The organism is Streptomyces sp. NPDC028289 (genome assembly GCF_055565975.1).
This window is the reverse complement of the sequence record NZ_JBVHTI010000006.1, coordinates 531,027-548,126: the sequence shown is the minus strand read 5'-3', so window position 1 is coordinate 548,126 and position 17,100 is coordinate 531,027. Positions and strand designations below refer to the sequence as shown.

16 protein-coding genes are annotated in these 17,100 nt (G+C 72.3%); 11 read left to right on the top strand and 5 right to left on the bottom strand.

From position 1 onward, the window contains the following. Positions 1-38: 38 nt before the first annotated feature. From mtnK to ACZ4UV_RS31730, 4 genes are read right to left on the bottom strand one after another with little or no spacing between them, the layout of a single operon-like run. Positions 39-1,253 carry an S-methyl-5-thioribose kinase gene (gene mtnK, locus ACZ4UV_RS31745; RefSeq protein ID WP_451018115.1) on the bottom strand — a complete coding sequence of 405 codons (1,215 nt, stop codon included), beginning with the start codon at positions 1,251-1,253 and terminating at the stop codon, positions 39-41. 13 nt (positions 1,254-1,266) lie between these two features. Next, positions 1,267-2,313, bottom strand: a complete 1,047-nt coding sequence (locus ACZ4UV_RS31740) for an ABC transporter permease (RefSeq protein ID WP_467842488.1) — start codon at positions 2,311-2,313, stop codon at positions 1,267-1,269. Between the two features lie 35 nt (positions 2,314-2,348). Further along, entirely contained in the window at positions 2,349-3,884 is a 1,536-nt protein-coding gene (locus tag ACZ4UV_RS31735; RefSeq protein WP_451018117.1) for a sugar ABC transporter ATP-binding protein, read from the bottom strand. Continuing rightward, positions 3,871-4,971: a substrate-binding domain-containing protein gene (locus tag ACZ4UV_RS31730; RefSeq protein WP_451018118.1), complete on the bottom strand. Its 1,101-nt coding sequence runs from the start codon at positions 4,969-4,971 to the stop codon at positions 3,871-3,873. Before ACZ4UV_RS31730 ends, ACZ4UV_RS31735 begins: the two co-directional genes overlap by 14 nt. 553 nt (positions 4,972-5,524) lie before the next feature. Between ACZ4UV_RS31730 and ACZ4UV_RS31725 the strand changes: the two genes are divergently transcribed. The 3 genes from ACZ4UV_RS31725 to mtnB are packed head-to-tail and all read left to right on the top strand — an operon-like array spanning position 5,525 to position 7,466. After that, entirely contained in the window at positions 5,525-6,124 is a 600-nt protein-coding gene (locus tag ACZ4UV_RS31725; protein WP_451018119.1) for a 1,2-dihydroxy-3-keto-5-methylthiopentene dioxygenase, read from the top strand. Then, positions 6,121-6,861, top strand: coding sequence for an acireductone synthase (mtnC, locus tag ACZ4UV_RS31720; protein ID WP_451018120.1), 741 nt, complete (start codon positions 6,121-6,123; stop codon positions 6,859-6,861). Before ACZ4UV_RS31725 ends, mtnC begins: the two co-directional genes overlap by 4 nt. Further along, positions 6,858-7,466, top strand: coding sequence for a methylthioribulose 1-phosphate dehydratase (gene mtnB, locus ACZ4UV_RS31715; protein ID WP_467842482.1), 609 nt, complete (start codon positions 6,858-6,860; stop codon positions 7,464-7,466). Before mtnC ends, mtnB begins: the two co-directional genes overlap by 4 nt. 66 nt (positions 7,467-7,532) lie before the next feature. On the opposite strand, the gene mtnA is transcribed toward mtnB, so the two are convergent. Next, positions 7,533-8,564 carry an S-methyl-5-thioribose-1-phosphate isomerase gene (mtnA, locus tag ACZ4UV_RS31710; RefSeq protein ID WP_451018122.1) on the bottom strand — a complete coding sequence of 344 codons (1,032 nt, stop codon included), beginning with the start codon at positions 8,562-8,564 and terminating at the stop codon, positions 7,533-7,535. A gap of 325 nt (positions 8,565-8,889) precedes the next feature. On the opposite strand from mtnA, the gene ACZ4UV_RS31705 reads away from it, so the two are divergent. The 8 genes from ACZ4UV_RS31705 to ACZ4UV_RS31670 are packed head-to-tail and all read left to right on the top strand — an operon-like array spanning position 8,890 to position 17,024. After that, positions 8,890-9,942, top strand: coding sequence for a BMP family ABC transporter substrate-binding protein (locus ACZ4UV_RS31705; RefSeq protein WP_467842478.1), 1,053 nt, complete (start codon positions 8,890-8,892; stop codon positions 9,940-9,942). After that, positions 9,923-11,506 (top strand): ABC transporter ATP-binding protein, encoded by a 1,584-nt coding sequence (locus ACZ4UV_RS31700; RefSeq protein WP_467842476.1) that lies wholly within the window; start codon positions 9,923-9,925, stop codon positions 11,504-11,506. Before ACZ4UV_RS31705 ends, ACZ4UV_RS31700 begins: the two co-directional genes overlap by 20 nt. A 1-nt stretch (position 11,507) precedes the next feature. Continuing rightward, on the top strand, positions 11,508-12,584 hold the full coding sequence (locus tag ACZ4UV_RS31695; protein ID WP_451017921.1) for an ABC transporter permease: 1,077 nt from the start codon (positions 11,508-11,510) through the stop codon (positions 12,582-12,584). Then, entirely contained in the window at positions 12,584-13,489 is a 906-nt protein-coding gene (locus ACZ4UV_RS31690) for an ABC transporter permease (RefSeq protein WP_467842473.1), read from the top strand. Before ACZ4UV_RS31695 ends, ACZ4UV_RS31690 begins: the two co-directional genes overlap by 1 nt. Then, entirely contained in the window at positions 13,486-14,262 is a 777-nt protein-coding gene (locus tag ACZ4UV_RS31685; RefSeq protein WP_451017923.1) for a phosphorylase family protein, read from the top strand. The genes ACZ4UV_RS31690 and ACZ4UV_RS31685 overlap by 4 nt, the downstream gene beginning before the upstream one ends. Beyond that, positions 14,259-15,656 (top strand): amidohydrolase, encoded by a 1,398-nt coding sequence (locus ACZ4UV_RS31680; protein ID WP_467842469.1) that lies wholly within the window; start codon positions 14,259-14,261, stop codon positions 15,654-15,656. The genes ACZ4UV_RS31685 and ACZ4UV_RS31680 overlap by 4 nt, the downstream gene beginning before the upstream one ends. Beyond that, positions 15,653-16,264 (top strand): sulfite oxidase-like oxidoreductase, encoded by a 612-nt coding sequence (locus tag ACZ4UV_RS31675; protein ID WP_451017925.1) that lies wholly within the window; start codon positions 15,653-15,655, stop codon positions 16,262-16,264. Before ACZ4UV_RS31680 ends, ACZ4UV_RS31675 begins: the two co-directional genes overlap by 4 nt. After that, positions 16,257-17,024 (top strand): ferredoxin reductase, encoded by a 768-nt coding sequence (locus ACZ4UV_RS31670; protein WP_467842466.1) that lies wholly within the window; start codon positions 16,257-16,259, stop codon positions 17,022-17,024. Before ACZ4UV_RS31675 ends, ACZ4UV_RS31670 begins: the two co-directional genes overlap by 8 nt. Positions 17,025-17,100: the final 76 nt, after the last annotated feature.

The window sequence follows — 17,100 nt, the reverse complement described above, 5'->3', positions numbered from 1 at the left end:
CCGTGAACCGGGCGCGGGAGCCGGGATCGAAGGTCCGGTCAGCCCCCTGTCCGCCCGTCGTCCGCCCGGCCGCGTGCGATGCGACTGCCGGAACGGGCGCGGACGGATGCGGGGTCCTTCAGTTCGGCGCGGTGGACGACCAGTTCGCGGCCCAGCAGCAGGGAGCGGCGGGAGGCGGTCACCTGGAGGTCGTCGGGGAGTGTCGTCAGGTCGGTGAGATGGGCGAAGCCGATGACGCGGCGGATGATCTCCGTACCCGCGAAGCCGACCGCCTCCGTCCAGACGCGTCCCAGGAACCGCTCCAGATAGGCGTCGTCGAAGAAGGTGTCGACCCGCGTCGGCCACAGGCGGCGGAACTCGGTCTCGAACCCCTCCCAGCTCAGACGCAGTTGATCGGCGTGGTCGCCCTCGCTGTCCAGCGCGTGCGCGCGGGCCTCGGAGACGAGGACGTTCGCCCAGTACAGGCCGAGGTCGAAGCCGATCGGGCCGACGAAGGAGAACTCCGGGTCGAAGACGCGGACCACCTCGGCGCCGTTCCGCCGGCCGACCATGACGCTGCCGGTGTGCAGGTCGCCGTGGAGCAGTGCCTGACCGCTCGTCATGAAGACGTGGCGGAGTTCGGCGACCTCGGTGCGCAGCCGGGTGTCGGCGCGGAACTCGGCGGCCAGGTCGTCGAGTCCGGGGTGCCAGTGGTTGTGCTCGTGCTCGACGTACGGCTCCGACAGCACCACGTCCTCGGTGATCTTGCAGAGCTCGGGGTTGACGGAGGCGGCGATCAGGGCCTTGCGCTCGGCGGAGGGCATGCCGAAGTCGCTGGTGGCGAAGGAGAGCTGCGCGACGAGTTCGCCGATGCGGACCGAGGTGGACGGGCCGTAGGAGCCGCCCTCGTTGAGATGGGTGCGCAGGACCGTCAGGTCGGACAGGTCCTCCATGACGAGGGCGTGGTTCTCGGCGTCGTAGCCGTGGATCGCGGGGATCTTGTCCGGGGCGGCCTTGGCGATCTGCTCGTACGCGCGGGCCTCGGCGTCGGAACGGTCGGGGCTCAGCGGCCAGGACGGGCCGGCGACGCGCACCCAGGGCAGAGCCTGCTTCACGGCGAGGCTGCGGGTACCGGCGCTGTCCGAGGCCAGGAACACGCGGTTGAGGTTGCCGTCGGAGACCTCGCGGACGCTGATGTCGTCGAGGTCGTCCCAGTGGCCGCGCTCGCCCAGGTAGACCGGGATGTCGTCGGGGTCCAGGATGCGGTAGCCCATGGTGTCGGTCTCCTTATGCGGTACGGCGCTTGGACAGGGTGAAACTGAAGACCAGGGCCAGGATGAGGACTGCGCCCTCGACCACGTCCTGCGTGTAGTACGGCAGGCCCTTGATGGTCAGGCCGGTGGTGATGATGCCGATGAGGACCGCGCCCAGGGCCGTGCCCCACACGTTGGGGCGGCCTCGGCCCAGCACCGAGGTGCCCACGAGGGCGACGGCGACCGCCTCCAGGAGCTGGGAGGTGCCGGCGCTCACGTCGCCCTGGCCGATGCGGGAGGCCAGGATCAGGCCGCCGACCGAGGCGAGCACACCGGAGATGACGTAGGCCAGGGCCCGGTAGGCGCCGACCCGAATGCCGGCCAGCCGGGAGGCCTCGGGGTTGGCGCCGATGGCGTAGAGGACCCGGCCCCAGCGGGTGCGGGCGAGGAAGACCCAGGCGGCGACCGTCAGCGCGCCGAAGATCAGGACCGAGACGGGGATCCCGAGGACCGTGCCGCGGTCGATGCGCAGGAAGCCCGCGGTGAACTTCCCGGGTGCCGTGCTGCCGTCGGACATCGTCATGCCCGGCGTGACGGACTGGCCGTCGACCATGACGAGTTTGCCGCCCTGGATGACGAACATGACGCCGAGGGTGGCCAGCATGTCGGGGATCTTCAGTACGACGATCAGAAGTGCGTTGAGCAGGCCCGCCATCGCGCCCGCCGCCAGTACCGCGACGATCGCGACGGTGCCGACCTGGTTGTGGACGACCATGGTCTGGGCGGCGACCGAGACGCCGAGGCCGGCGACGGCGCCGACGGACATGTCCATTCCGCCGACGGCCATGGTGAGGGTGACGCCGAGGCCGAGGATCGCGGCGACGGAGACGTACCGGAGCGTGTCGAGGAGGGTCGCCGACTCGCGGAAGGTGCCCTCGCTCAGCGCGAAGTAGAGGAAGAGCGCGACCGTGACGAAGATGAAGCCGTACTTGATCACGGCGTTCTGGACGCGTGCGGCGGTGGAGGTCGCGGGCCGGGTCGCCGTCGTGGCGGGGACTTGGGTGCTCTGCGTGGTGGTCATGGGTGCTGCTTCCTTCGGCGGCCGGTGTCGGGGGCTCAGACGGACCCGGCGATGGTCTGGATCACGCGGTCGCGCTCCGCGTCCTCGCCGTACGCGTCCAGGTGAACCTCGCCGGCCGCGAGGACGACGACCCGGTCGGCGATCTCCAGGATCTCGTCGACGTCGGCGGACAGGACCAGGACGGCCGCGCCCTCGGCGGCCAGGGCGCGGGCGCGGCGGCCGATGTCGCGGCGGGCACCGATGTCCACACCGCGGAACGGCTCGTCCAGGATGAGGACGCGGGGGGTCTCGGCCAGCCAGCGGCCGACGACCACTTTCTGCTGGTTGCCGCCGGACAGCTCCTCCACGGTGCTGTGCTCGTCGCGGGTGACGACACCGAGGGCGTCGATGGCGGCGCGGCCCAGGGCGTCCTCGCGGGAGCGGTTCACCAGGCCCGCGAGGGAGAGGGACCTGAGGAACGGCAGCGAGATGTTCTGCGCCACCGACCAGCCCGGGACCAGCGCGTCGGCGTGCCGGTCCTCGGGGACCAGGTGGACGCCGGCCCGGATGGCGTCGGCCGGGCGGCGGGGCGCGTAGGCCCTGCCGTCCAGCGCGAGGGTCCCGGTCCGGAAGGGCTCGGCGCCGAACAGGCCGCGGGCCAGCTCGGTCTTGCCCGCGCCCAGCAGGCCGACGACACCGGTGACCTCCCCCGTGCGCAGGTCGAGGTCGAGCGGCGCGCGGCCGTCGAAGAGCCGGACTCCGCGCAGCGAGAGGGCGACCTCGCCCTGGTCGCCCTCGCGGACGGGGCGCGCCGTCTGAGCCTCCTGCGCCTGGGCGAGCATCGCGCGCAGGGCGGCGTCCCAGTCGAAGGGCCTGGTCTGGTCCTCGGTGAGACGGCCGTCGCGCAGCACCACCAGCCGGTCGGCGAGGGCGTCGATCTCGCCGAGACGGTGGGAGACGTAGAGCACCGCGATGCCGTCGTCGCGCATCATCTCGACCAGCGCGAAGAGGCGTTCGGCCTCGGCCGCCGAGAGCGCGGAGGTGGGTTCGTCGAGGATCAGGAGACGGGGGCGGGTGGCCAGGGCGCGGGCGAGGATCAGCAACTGGCGGTCGGAGATGCCGAGTTCGGCGACGTCCTGGCGCAGGACCGCGTCGCTCCAGTCCAGGCCGAGGCCCGCCTGGATCTCGCGGGCACGGGCCAGGGTGCGGGCGCCGCTCAGGAACGGGTTGCCGCGCCTCTGTGCCAGCTCCTCGAAGACCAGGTTCTCGGCCACGCTGAGGCCGGGCACGATGCCCTCCCCGATGCGCTGGTGGACGGTCTGGATGCCCAACTGGCGGGCGGCGAGCGGCGACGGGAGAGCCACTGGCCCCCCGGCGACCCGCACCTCACCGCCGTGCCCGGGGTGCACGCCCGACAGGATCTTGATCAGCGTGGACTTGCCGGCGCCGTTCGCCCCGAGCAGCGCGACCACGCTGCCCGGGGCGATGTCGAGCGAGACGCCGGCGAGCACCGTCTTGCCGCCGAACGCCATGCTGACGTCCGTCAGGCCGACCGCGGGCGGCCCCTCAGGAGCCGTCTCAGTGGGCGACATTGGGGATCCAGTCCGCGGTGCTGACCTTGGAGAGGTTCAGTGCGGGCAGGGCGGTGCGCAGCTGGTCCATGTTCCCGATCTTGTTCTTGACCAGGAAGTCCCGGGTGATGGCGACGGCCGGGAACTCGACCGAGGACGCGTTCAGCTGACCGGCCAGCTCCAGCGCGGCCGTGCGGACCACGGCCGCGCCCACGGCGGACGGGTCGGTGCCGGCGGTGGCGACCCACGGGCTGCCGGCGGCCGTCATGTTCTGGATGTCGGCGTTGGAGACGTCCGCACCGAAGACCTTCACCTTGCCCTGGAGCTTCTTGTTCTGCACGGCGAGGACGGTGCCCTTGGCCAGCTCGTCGTAGGGCGCGAAGACGCCCGTCACGTCGGAGTGCTGGGTCAGCGCGGCGGAGACCAGCGGGACGTTGTCGGTGGCGGTCGAGTCGGTGACCTTGCCGACCTTGAACTCCTGGGTCCAGCCGTTGGCGGTGAGTGCCTTCTTCCAGACCGTGTCGCGCTTGTCGAGGGCGGCGTAGCCGGCCACGTTCACGTAGCCGACCTTGGTGTTCTTGCCGACCGTCTTGGCCATGACGTCGAGGACGGCCTGCGCCATGCTGGCGTCGTCCTGCTCGGTGCTGACGACGGACTTGTTGCTCTGGTCGACGTCGTACACGACGACCTTGATGCCCTTCTTCACGGCCTGGTCGATCTCCGGCTGGATGGTCGCCGGGAACCCGTGGTCGATGATGATCGCCTGTGCGCCGGAGTTGATGGCGGACGAGAGGTCGGTGGCCTGCTTGGCGTTGTCGGCCTGGGCGTCGTACACCGTCAGGTCGATACCGAGGGCCTTGGCCTGGGCCTTGGCGCCGTTGCCCCACTGCTCGAAGTAGTCACCGGCACCGCTCTGCCGGACCAGCGCGACCTTGACGGTGCCCTTGCTGAACGGGGCGGGCTTCTTGCCGGTGGCGGCCGAGGCCGAGGCGGCGGTGTCGCTGCCCGTCTTGGTGGAGGCGTCCGAGGACTGCGAGCAGCCGGAGAGGACCAGGGCGGAGACGGACGCCAGCGAGAGCGCGGCGAGAGGCAGGCGGACACGGGACATGAAAGGCTCCAGGTGCAAGGGGTGGTGCGAGAAAAAGGGGGCGCGACGACGCGGGAAAGGAGGACGGCGGACCGGAGCGGGAACGAGAGCGCGGCACTGCGCGGCACGTGGCAGGCGCCCGTGCGACGGGCGTGCGGGGGCTCCGGGAGAGGTCAGCGACAGCTGGCCGTGGTCGACCGGAGCAGGTCCACGTACAGCCGCCGCACGAGCAGCAGCGTCTTCATAGGCAGATCATGAGAACGATTTCGGCCACTCGTCAAAGGGCGGGAAGCGGTTTCTCAAAAGGTGAGACAACGACTGGGTCACAGCCGGCGGCCGCGCGACCTGGCGTTACCATCACGGTGGCGGCATCCGACCCGGCACGGTGAGGCTCCGATGACGACATCCTGCGCGAACACGGCGGCCATGCTGGGCATGGGGCGCTGTACCGGCGCGCGCTGTCGCGACTGATCCGCCGCCGGCCGCTGCCGCACCGCCTCCGACGCCCCCCCTCTTCGCCCGCCCGGTGCGTCTCACTATCCGGACACCCTTCGTCTCTCTTGGAGTTGCTCCCATGACGCTGCTGACCACGTGGTCCGAATCCGGCCCCGAGACCCAGATCCGCCGCACCTCGGACCCCGCCGAGATCGCAGAGGCGCTCAGGCCCCTCGGCGTGCGCTACGAGCAGTGGCCGATCCGCGAGGACGTGCCCTTCGACGCCGACAGCAAGACCGTGTTCGCCGCGTACGGCCCCGAGATCGACAAGCTGAACGCCGAGGAGGGCTTCACCACCGTCGACGTCCTCGGTCTGCACCCCGGCGACGACCCCGAGTACCCGGCCAAGGCGAAGGCCGCCCGGGAGAAGTTCCTGCAGGAGCACACCCACGACGACGATGACGAGGTCCGCTTCTTCGTCTCCGGCTCCGGCATCTTCTACCTGCACGTGAACGGGGAGGTGCACGCGGTCTTCTGCGAGAAGGGCGACCTGCTGGGCGTGCCGCGCGGCACCACACACTGGTTCGACATGGGCACGAAGCCGTCGTTCACCGCGATCCGCTTCTTCCACGAGGAGGACGGCTGGATCGGCAACTTCACCGGTTCGCCCATCTCCGCCCGCTTCCCGGACTACGACACGATCGCGGCGGGGTACGAGGCCGACAAGGGCGCCGCGTGAGCCTGCCCGACCCGGCCCTCCGCTTCGACGTGGACGCCGTGGTGCTCGACATCGAGGGCACCACGAGCGCCACGGGCTTCGTCGTGGACGTGCTGTACCCGTACTCGCGCTCCCGGTTCGCTGCACTGCTCTCCGAGCGAAACGGTGATCCGGAGGTGGCACGGGCCCTCGCGCAGGTGCGCGAGCTGACCGGGGACCCGCACGCCGACGCGGCCGAGGTCGAGAAGACGCTGAACGCCTGGCTCGACGAGGACCGCAAGGCGACCCCGTTGAAGACCCTCCAGGGCCTCATCTGGTCCGAGGGCTTCGCCCGCGGCGACCTCGTCTCGCATTTCTACGACGACGTCGTACCGGCCCTGCGCGCCTGGCACGCGGCGGGTCTGCGCCTGTACGTCTACTCGTCCGGCTCGGTGGCGGCCCAGCGGGCGTGGTTCTCCTCGACCCCCGAGGGCGACCTGCTCCCGCTGGTCTCCGGCCTCTACGACACCGAGAACGCCGGTCCCAAACAGGAGCCGGCGTCCTACCGCCGTATCGCGGAGTCGGCGGGCCTCGCGCCCGCACGGTTCCTGTTCCTCTCCGACCGGCCCGGCGAACTGGACGCGGCCCGTGCCGCGGGCTGGCACACCGTCGGGATCCGGCGCCCCGGAGAGCCGTTCTTCCAGCAGGGCGTCGGCGACCACAGGCAGGCGGGGACGTTCGACGAGATCAGCATCAGCACGACCGGGAGCACCACGTGAGCGACGACATCACCGCAGCCGACCTCCGGGAGGCGGGGGCGGTCCTCGCAGCCGAGTCCGCCCGGTTCGCCTCCTTCGGCTGGATGCGCGGCACGTCCGGCAACCTCTCCGTGGTGCTCTCCCGCGACCCGCTGCTCCTCGCGGTCACCGCGAGCGGCCACGACAAGGGCGAACTGACGCCCGCCGACGTGGTGCTGGTCGACGGAGCGGGCGCCGCCGTGGGCGGGGGCAAGCCGTCGGCGGAGGCCGAGCTGCATGCGCGCGTGGCCGCGCTGACCGGCGCGGGCGCTGTGGTGCACGTGCACACCGTTGCGTCGGTGGCGATGGGGCACCGGCAGCCCGGCGGGATCGTCTTCAAGGACCTGGAGATGCTCAAGGGCGTCGGACAGCCGGCCCATGACGTCGAGGTGACGCTGCCGGTCATCGGCAACAGCCAGGACATGAAGGTGCTCGGAGACCGGCTGGAGGCGGCGCGGGAGCCGCGGATGCCGGCGGTGGTCGTCGCCGGGCACGGACTGTACGTGTGGGGCGCCGATCCGCGCCAGGCCCGGCACCACACCGAAGTCGTGGAATGGCTGCTGGAGTTGGAGCTGACGCGACGTTGAGCCGAGTCGGGTCGAGAGGCGCGAGGAACGAAGGCCACGGTCGGTCGACCGTGGCCTTCGGCACGTTCAGCGCAGCCGGTCACCGGGCAGCTCCCCCGCCGCCACCTCCAGCACGCCCCGCTCGGTCACCAGACCCGTGACCAGCCGGCCCGGCGTCACGTCGAACGCCGGGTTGTGGCCGCGCGACTCGGCCGGAGCGGTGCGGACGCCCGCCCACTCCAGCACCTCGTCCTCGCCGCGGAGTTCGATGTGGATGCCGTCGCCCGTCGGCGTCGACAGGTCGACCGTGGTCGTCGGTGCCGCCACCAGGAACGGGATCCCGGCGTAGGCACAGGCGAGGGCCACGCCCACCGTGCCCACCTTGTTGGCCGTGTCGCCGTTGGCCGCGATCCGGTCGGCGCCGACGACCGCCGCGTCGACCTCGCCGCGCAGAATGGTCCCGGCGGCGGCCGCGTCGGCCTGGACGTAGTGCGGGATGCCCTCCTGGACGAGTTCCCAGGCTGTCAGCCGGGAGCCCTGGAGCAGGGGGCGCGTCTCGTCGGCGTGGACGACCTCCAGGCTTCCGCGCGCGTGGAGTTCGCGGATGACGCCGAGCGCCGTGCCCCAGCCGGCCGTCGCCAGCGCGCCGGTGTTGCAGTGGGTGAGGATCCGCAGCGGCCGGTCCCCGCCGACCTTCTTCAGCAGCCAGTCGGCGCCGTACGCGCCCATCGCGCGGTTGGCCTCGACGTCCTCGCGCTGGACGGCGGCGGCTTCTTCCAGCACGGCACCGAGGCCCTCGGCGAAGCGGGCCATGACCCGGTCCACGCACACCATCAGGTTGACCGCGGTCGGGCGGGCCTCGCGGATGCGGGCCACGGCCTTGCGTACCTGTGCCTCGCTCCAGCCCTCCCGCTCCCCTTCGAGCAGGGCGAGGGCGACTCCGTAGGCGCCCGCGGCGCCGATCGCGGGTGCGCCGCGCACCACGAGCCGCTGGATCGCGTCGACCAGGGTGTCCACATCCCGGACGTCCACGGTCTCGGTGTGATGCGGCAGCCGGGTCTGGTCTATGAGCGTGAGGCCGGTTCCCGTCCAGTCGACGGCACGCAGTTCCTTGGACATATCGGGACACTCCTGATGTTCTGACAGCGCTTGCCACCGTACATGACCTGGGAGAACCACAGTTCGAGACGGATGGGCGGTTGGTCGGATCCGGGTGTTACAGTCCAGCACCCGCATTCCACGGGCCGATACCCCCATTCCGCGGGACGAGACGACGAAGGAGGACAGATGCCACTGCTCACCCGGCGCCTGTTCCTCGACTTCGGCCGTTGTACCGGCGACTGCTGTCACTGCTGACCCGTCCCCCTCAGCACACCGTCGCCCGATCACCCACTCTCACGCGCCCACCGTCGAGCGCGCCTTGCCGTATCCGGAAGGTCCCCCGATGTACCGCAGACACCGCCGTACCCTCCAGCTGACCGCGCTCGCCGCCGGCACCGTCCTCCTCGCCGGCGCCTGCAACGCGGCCGCCGAGAAGGACGGCACGTCCGCCTCCGCGGGCGGCAGGGGCAAGTCCTTCACCCTCGTCACCCCGGACTCCGTCGGCGAGAACGAGTTCCTGAAGCTCGCCGTCACCGGCATCAAGGACGCGGCGAAGCAGCACGACGGGACCTCGAAGGTCTACGAGTCCACGGACACCGCCTCCCAGCAGCAGAACGTCCAGGCCGCCGTCGACGCCAAGCCCGACGTCGTCGTAGTGGTCGGCTTCGAGTTCGCCGACATCGTCGCGCAGCAGGCCGGGAAGAACCCGAAGCAGCAGTTCCTGATGGTCGACGCGTGCACCACGAAGACGTACAAGAACGTCAGTTGCGCGGTCTTCCGCGAGCACGAGGCCGTCTACCTCGCGGGCGCCGAGGCGGGCCTGCTCAGCAAGTCGGGCAGGGTCGGTGCGGTGGACGTGCTCGACACCCCCCAGTTCCGCCGCTACAGCGACCCGTTCGCGGCCGGCGCCAGGAAGGTCGCCGCGAAGACCGCGACGTCCACCCGCTTCGTCGGCGGCCAGTCCCCCTTCGACGACTCCGCCCGCGCCAAGGAGCAGGCGAACACCCTGCTGTCCAAGGGCTACGACCAGATCATGGCAGCCGCCGCGGCCGGCAACTACGGCGTCTTCGAGGCCGCGAAGGCCAAGGGCGCCTTCGCGTACGGCGTCGACGTCAACCAGTGCCCGTCGGCGCCCGGCACCGTCGTCGACAACGTGATCAAGCGCACGGACGTCGCCGTGGAGAAGGGCGTCGAGGCGGTCCTGGGCGGCAAGACGGGCACGACCGTGTCGTACGGCCTGAAGGAGGGCGGCATCGGCCTGACGGGGCTGGAGGCCGGCGTCGACTCGTCCAAGTGCGTGATCGCCCAGCACAAGGACGTCCTGACCAAGGTCAAGGCGCTGCGTGACCAGATAGTCTCCGGTGAGCTGACGGTCGATGACCCCGCAGCCAGGTGACCGTCCGGCCGGGGCCGTCCAGGCCCCGGCCGGAGGCGGCGCCGCCGTGGAACTGCGGGGCATCACCAAGCGGTTCCCCGGCACGCTCGCCAACGACGCCGTCGACCTGACCGTCCGGCGCGGCGAGATCCACGCCCTGATGGGTGAGAACGGCGCCGGCAAGTCCACGCTGATGTCGGTGCTGTACGGGATGGAGCGGCCCGACGCCGGTTCCGTGCGCATCGACGGGCGCGAGGTGTCCTTCGGTGACCCGGGGGACGCGATGGCCGCCGGGCTCGGAATGGTCCACCAGAGCTTCAAGCTGTTCGACTCGCTGACCGTCGCCGAGAACGTCGTCTACGCGGCCGAGCCGCGCCGGTTCGGGTTCGTGGACCGGGCCGCCGCGCGCAGCCGCGTACGCGAACTCGCCGAGGAGCACGGCCTCTTCGTCGATCCGGACGCCCGGGTCGGCGACCTGCCGGTGGGGCTGCGGCAGCGCGTGGAGATCCTGAAGCTGCTCCACCGCGGCGCCCGCACCCTCATCCTCGACGAACCGACCGCGGTGCTCACGCCGGCCGAGGCCGACGCCCTGTTCGCCGTGCTCAAGTCACTCGCCGCGCAGGGCCGCACGGTGATCCTCGTGACGCACAAGCTGCGCGAAGTGCTGGAGGTCAGCGACAACGTCACGGTCCTGCGCGACGGCCGGGTCGCCGCACGGTTGCGTACCGCCGAGACCACCGCCGACGAGATCGCGGCGGCGATGACCGGCCGCTCGGTGGACCTGGACCGCGTGCACGCACCCGGCGCCCCCGGGGACGTCGTGCTCGACGTCACCGGGCTCAGCGCGGGCGGCGCCGTACGCGACGTCGACCTGACGGTCCGCGCGGGCGAGATCGTGGGTGTCGCGGGCGTCGCGGGCAACGGCCAGAGCGAGCTCGTCGAGGCACTGGCCGGGCTGCGCCGGGTCACCGCCGGCCGGGTCACCCTCTGCGGCCGGGACGTCACGCACGCCTCGGCGGCCGGGCACCGCGCCGCAGGCCTCGCCTACGTGCCCGAGGACCGGCACGCGGTGGGCACCGCCCCCGCCGCGTCCGTCGCGGACAACCTGGCGATGGGCCACCACCGCACGGCGCTGTCCGCCCGGCGCGGTCTGCTGCCGCGCGCGGCCGTACGCGCCCACGCGCGGCGTCTCGTCGAACGCTTCGGCATCAAGGCGGCCACGCCCGGACTGCCCGCGGCGACGCTCTCCGGCGGCAACCTGCAGAAGCTGCTGATCGGACGCGAACTAGCCCACGACGCCCCGCTGCTGTTGGTCGAGCAGCCCACCCGGGGCGTCGACATCGGTGCCATCCAGAACATCCACGACCAGATAGTCGCCTACCGCGACGCGGGCCATGCCGTCCTGCTGGTCTCGGCCGAGCTCAGCGAGATCCGCGGGCTCTCGGACCGGGTCCTGGTGATGTACGAGGGCCGGGTCACGGCCGCGTACCCGAAGGACTCGGCGGACGAACGCACGCTCGGCCTGGCGATGGCCGGCGGCACGGCGCAGCGGCCCGCCGCCGTGCAGGACGGAGACGAGGACTGACATGGCCCGCATACCGGACGTGACGTGGGCATCGAAGGCGCTGCGCTCCCCCGTCGTCTTCTCCCTGCTCGCCGGGGTCGTCATCGGCGCGCTGTTCCTCGTCGGCACCGGCGCCGATCCGTTCGCGGCGTACGGCGCCGTCGTCACGGGATCGCTCGGGGCCGACGGGATCGGCGCGACGCTGACCACCCTCACCAGTGTGCTGGGAATGGCGCTCGCGCTGGCCGTCCCGCTGCGCGCCGGGCTCATCAACCTCGGCGGCGACGGGCAGATGGTGCTGGGCGGGATCACCGCCGCCGTCACCGGGCTGTACTCGCCGCTGCCCCCGTCCCTCACCGTGGTGCTCGCGCTGCTCGCCGGGATGGCGGCCGGCGGCGCGTACGCCGCGCTCGCGGCGCTGTGCGAGAACCGCCTCGGGGTTCCGCTCCTGGTGAGCAGCCTGTTGCTCAGCTATCCGGCGGTCAGCCTGGCCTCCTATCTGGCCCGTTATCCGCTCAAGGAGGCGGGTTCCAGCCTGCCGCAGACGCGGCAACTGCCCGCGGGCGTGGCGCTGCCCGCCTTCGGTTCGTCGACCGTGACGGTGGGGCTGTTGCTGGTGGCGCTCGGCGCGGCCGCGTACTGGTTCACCGACTCCCGCACGGCCGTCGGCTACGAGATCCGGATGACCGGCCTCAACTCCCGCTTCACCGCCTACGCGGGCGTGGACCGCCAGGGGCTGACGCTGCGCCTGACGGCGACCTCCGGGGCGCTGGCCGGGCTCGTGGGCGCGATCGGCGTGCTGAGCTTCCCGTACCGGTTCCTCGACGGCTCGCTCACCTCGCCCGGCTACACCTGGACGGGCCTGACCGCAGCGCTCCTCGCGTCGGCCGCCCCGCTGGGCACGGTCCTCGCGTCGTTCTTCTTCGCCGTGCTGCAGGTCGGCGGCCTCGCCATGGAGCGCACCACCGAGGTGCCGCGCGAGCTGACCCAGGTGCTGCAGGCCGTCGTCATCGTCTTTCTCGCGGCCCGGCTGCGTCTCCCGCGCAGACGCGTGGCGGCAGCCGACCGGGAGCCCGTCGCCCAGGGGGAGCCGGCCTGATGTTCTTCGACTCCGACTTCGTCATGTCCGTGCTGCGCGCGCTCACCCCGATCCTGTTGGCCGCGCTCGGCGGCGCACTGTGCGAGCGCGCGGGCGTCTTCAACATCAGCCTCGAGGGCCTGATGCTCGTGGGCTGCTTCACCGCCGTGTCCACCAGCTGGTTCACCGGCAGCCCGTGGCTCGGTGTGCTGGCGGCCGCCCTCGCGTCCGCCGCGTACTCACTCGTCCTCGCCGTGGGTACGGTCACGCTGCGCGGTGACGCGGTGGTCCTCGGCGTGGCCATGAACCTCCTCGCCGCGGGCCTGACCAGCTTCCTGCTCCGCACGGTCTTCGGGGTGCAGGGCACCTTCGACGACCCGAGCCTCGCCGGGCTCCCGGTCGTCGGAGGCTTCTCGCCGCTGACATATGTGGCGTGGGCCGCCGTCGTGGTCGCCGCCGTGCTGCTGTCCCGGCACGTCTGGGGGCTGCGGCTGCGCGGTGTCGGCGAGGCTGCGGACGCCGCGGCGACGCTCGGCGTGAACCCGGCCCGCCACAAGTACGCGGCGGTGCTCCTGTCCGGGGTGCTGTGCGGGCTCGCCGGAGCACAACTCGCCCTCGGCAACGTCACGTTGTTCTCCGAGAACATGACGGCCGGCCGTGGCTGGATCGCCGTCGTGGCCGTCATGCTCGGCCGCGCGATGCCGCTCGGCGTGCTGCTCGCCGCGCTGCTGTTCGGCATCGCGGAGGCCGCGGGCTTCCGCCTCCAGGGCCTCGGCCTGCCCCAGCAGGCGACCGACGCCGCGCCGTACGTCGTCACCCTGGGCGCTCTGTTCCTCACCACCGCCCGGCGCCGCGGCCGCACCCCGCGTACCACCCGTCTTACCCGTTCCGCCCGTTCCACCGGACCTTCCGGAGTCGCTTCATGACCAACGACCTGCTGCCCGTCACCCGCATACCCCGAACCGGCCTGCCGCCCCGTGCCCTGGTGGTCGGCGACCCTGCGCGCGCGGCGGCCGTCGCCGCGCTGCTGGAAGGGGCCGAGGAGATCTCGCACCACCGCGAATACCGGGTGTTCCACGGCAGCTGGAAGGGCCTGCCGGTCACCGTCGCCTCGCACGGGGTCGGTGCGCCGGGCGCCATACTGCTCTTCCAGGAGCTGGCGGACGCCGGTGTCCGCACACTCCTGCGGTTCGGCACCGCGGGCGCGATGAAGCCCGGGATCCGGGACGGCGACCTCGTCATCGCGGAGGCGGCCGTACGCGACGACGGCGTGACCCAGCAACTGCTGCCGCCCGAGTACCCGGCCGTGTCCGCCCCCGAGGCGGTGTTCGCACTCCGGCGCGCCGCACACGAGGCGGCCGCCCCGCACCACCGGGGCATCGTGTGGACCCGGGCCGCCTTCCAGCCGGGGCTGCTCCCGCTGAACGCGTACGACAGGGCCGGGCTCGCCGCGATCGAGATGGAGCTGTCGGCGCTGCTCGTGACCGCCTCGCTGCGCGGGCTCGTCGCGGGCGGCGTGCTCGTCGTGGACGGCGCGAACGCGGACGAACTGGTCGACGAGGGCGCACCTTTGTCGACGGGCCACTACGACCCCCACCGCGAGGTCGTGGTGCGGGGCGTGGAGCGCGGCGCCGTCGTCTCTCTGGAGGCCCTGCGGCTCCTGGCGGAGGAGTCTGCCTCGGAAGGGGATCAGGCGTGACCGTCCCTGCCGATCTCCTCGTGCACGGCGGTGACGTCCTCGCGGTCGACGACGCCGGCACCCTCGCACGCGACGGGGCGGTAGCCGTCCGGGACGGCGAGATCCTGGCCGTCGGCCCCGCGGAGGAACTGCGTGCCCGGTACGCCGCCGCCGACACCCTCGACGCGACCGGCTGCCTGGTCATGCCCGGCCTCGTCAACACCCACACCCACCTGGCGATGACGCTGCTGCGCGGCCGCGCCGACGACGTGACGCTGCAGGGGTTCCTGGAACGGGTGATCCGCTGGGAGGGCGAGCTGCTGTCGCCGGAGAACGTGGCCGCGGCGGTCCGCGTCGCGGTCGCCGAGAGCGTACGGGCAGGCGTGACCTCCGCCCTGGACATGTACTGGTTCCACGAGGCCGCCGAGCGCGCCGCGCGGGAGGCGGGCTGGCGGCTGCACACCGGCCCCACCTTCATGGACGTACCGGACCCGGCCGACGGCATCGCCTATGAGGACCGCCTCGACTGGGCCCGCCGCGATCTGGCGGCGCGGCGCGCCGGGCCCGGCACCCGGCCCGTCCTCTTCGCGCACTCCGCCTACACGCTGTCTCCGGAGCAGCTGACGCAGATCGGCGCGCTGGCCCGGGAGTTCGGTGCGTTGCTGCACATGCATGCCGCGGAGAACGCCGTCGAGGTCGCCACGGTCGAGGTGGCCCACGGCAGGCGGCCCGTGGAACTGCTGGACTCGCTCGGGCTGCTCGGGCCCGACCTGCTGCTCGCCCACGCCGTGGACCTGACGGGACCCGAGGTCATGGCGCTGGCCCGCACCGGCACCTCGGTCGCCCACTGCCCGGTGTCGAACCTCAAGCTCGGCTGCGGCATCGCTCCCGTACCGCGGCTGCTCAGTGCGGGCGTGACCGTCGGGCTCGGTACCGACGGCGCGGTCAGCTCCAACACCCTCGACCTGCTGGGGGCGGTGCGGCAGGCCGCGCTCGTGCACAAGGCGGGCGGCGACCCCACGGCGGTCGGCGCCGAGCAGGCCGTGCGCATGGCGACGATCGAGGGCGCCCGCGCGCTCGGCCTCGACGCGCAACTGGGCTCCCTGGAAGCGGGCAAGCGCGCGGACCTGATCGTGCTGGACCTCGACAGGCCCCATCTCACCCCGCGCCACGACGTGTGGTCGATGCTCGCCTACGCCGCTCACTCCTCCGACGTACGGGACACGATCGTCGACGGACGGGTGCTGATGCGCGACCGCACGCTCACCACCCTCGACGAGGCCGCCGCCCTGAAGGCCCTGTCGGACCTGGACGCACTGTCCGGCCTGGACGCACGGTCCGGCCTGGACGCACGGTCCGGTCCGGCGGGACGCCCGGCCCCGGGCACAGGGCCCGACCTGGAGGTCCTGGCATGACCGTCACCCGGGGCTTCACCGGACGCTCACGCGCCGACGACCGCGATCCACGGCTGCCGCCCGGCCAGTACGACGCGGGCGACTCCTGGCCCGTGCTGTCCGCCGAGGTCACCCCCGACCTCACACCCGCGGACTGGACGTTCCGCGTCGGCGGCCTGGTGGCCGAGGAGCGCACCTGGTCCTGGGACGAGGCGCACGCGCTGCCTCGGTCCGTGTACGAGGGGGACATCCACTGCGTCACCGGCTGGTCGAAGTTCGGGGTGAGGTTCGGCGGGGCGTCCCTGGACAGCTTCCTGGACCTCGCCCGCCCGCACTCCTCGGCCACGCATGCCGTCGCGTACGCGCACACCGGATACACCACGAACCTGCCGCTGTCCGATCTGACGGGCGGACGCGCGTGGATCGTCTGGGAGTTCGGCGGCGAGCCGCTTGACCCCGGACACGGGGGACCGGCCCGGCTCGTGGTGCCCCACCTGTACTTCTGGAAGAGCGTCAAGTGGATCGCGGGGCTGCGCCTCCTCGACCACGACGAGCCGGGCTTCTGGGAGCAGAACGGCTACCACGCCCGCGGAAACCCCTGGAACGAGGAGCGGTACGCCGGTGACTGACAACGCGCCCGGGACCTTCGCTCCCCCGACCCGGTTCGCCGTGCCGGGACGGATCGCCGTGAGCAACCGCGCCTCGGCCACCTGGCAGCCGGCCCGCCTCGTCGAGGTCCGCCGCGAGACACCGCGCGCCTCGACGTTCCGGTTCGCCGTGCCCGGCTGGGCGGGCCATCTGCCCGGCCAGCATCTGATGCTGCGTCTGACGGCTGCCGACGGGTACGTCGCGCAGCGCCACTATTCCATCGCGTCGGCGCCCGGTGACCGCGGCCACGTCGAGCTCACCCTCGACCACGTCGAGGGCGGCGAGGTGTCCGGCTGGTTCCACACGGTGGCGCGCCCCGGCGACACCGTCGAGGTGCGCGGCCCGCTCAGCGGGTTCTTCGCCTGGCCCGGCGACCGGCCGGCCCTGCTGCTCGGCGCCGGCTCCGGCGTCGTGCCGCTGATGTCGATGGTCCGCGACCACCGCCTGCGCCGGCTGAACGTCCCGGTGCGCCTGCTGGTGTCGGCGCGCACCCCGGAGGACCTGATCTACGCGGACGAGTACGGGGCCGAGACCACCCCCGTCTTCACCCGCACGGGCCCGCCGGGAGTCCGGCCCGGCCGTCTCTCGGCCGCCCATCTGGAGCCGCACCTGGCGCGGCCTCCTGCCGGGGGCTGGGAGGCGTACGTCTGCGGCTCCAACGCCTTCGCCGAGCACGCCTCCCGGCTGCTCGCCGGGCTGGGCCAGCCCGTGCACCGGATCCGCGTGGAGCGCTTCGACTGACGTCGGACCACGGAGGGTTCAGGGCCGCCTCGCGCCCGTCCGGCGATGTGCTGCGGGTTGATCAGCAGGGTGTGGA

Excerpts from the sequence above, each read along its gene's own strand:
- mtnK (WP_451018115.1), bottom strand. The coding sequence starts at position 1,253 with ATGGGCTACCGCATCCTGGACCCCGACGACATCCCGGTCTACCTGGGC.
- ACZ4UV_RS31740 (WP_467842488.1), bottom strand. The coding sequence starts at position 2,313 with ATGACCACCACGCAGAGCACCCAAGTCCCCGCCACGACGGCGACCCGG.
- ACZ4UV_RS31735 (WP_451018117.1), bottom strand. The coding sequence starts at position 3,884 with ATGTCGCCCACTGAGACGGCTCCTGAGGGGCCGCCCGCGGTCGGCCTG.
- ACZ4UV_RS31730 (WP_451018118.1), bottom strand. The coding sequence starts at position 4,971 with ATGTCCCGTGTCCGCCTGCCTCTCGCCGCGCTCTCGCTGGCGTCCGTC.
- ACZ4UV_RS31725 (WP_451018119.1), top strand. The coding sequence starts at position 5,525 with ATGACGCTGCTGACCACGTGGTCCGAATCCGGCCCCGAGACCCAGATC.
- mtnA (WP_451018122.1), bottom strand. The coding sequence starts at position 8,564 with ATGTCCAAGGAACTGCGTGCCGTCGACTGGACGGGAACCGGCCTCACG.
- ACZ4UV_RS31705 (WP_467842478.1), top strand. The coding sequence starts at position 8,890 with ATGTACCGCAGACACCGCCGTACCCTCCAGCTGACCGCGCTCGCCGCC.
- ACZ4UV_RS31700 (WP_467842476.1), top strand. The coding sequence starts at position 9,923 with ATGACCCCGCAGCCAGGTGACCGTCCGGCCGGGGCCGTCCAGGCCCCG.
- ACZ4UV_RS31695 (WP_451017921.1), top strand. The coding sequence starts at position 11,508 with ATGGCCCGCATACCGGACGTGACGTGGGCATCGAAGGCGCTGCGCTCC.
- ACZ4UV_RS31690 (WP_467842473.1), top strand. The coding sequence starts at position 12,584 with ATGTTCTTCGACTCCGACTTCGTCATGTCCGTGCTGCGCGCGCTCACC.
- ACZ4UV_RS31685 (WP_451017923.1), top strand. The coding sequence starts at position 13,486 with ATGACCAACGACCTGCTGCCCGTCACCCGCATACCCCGAACCGGCCTG.
- ACZ4UV_RS31675 (WP_451017925.1), top strand. The coding sequence starts at position 15,653 with ATGACCGTCACCCGGGGCTTCACCGGACGCTCACGCGCCGACGACCGC.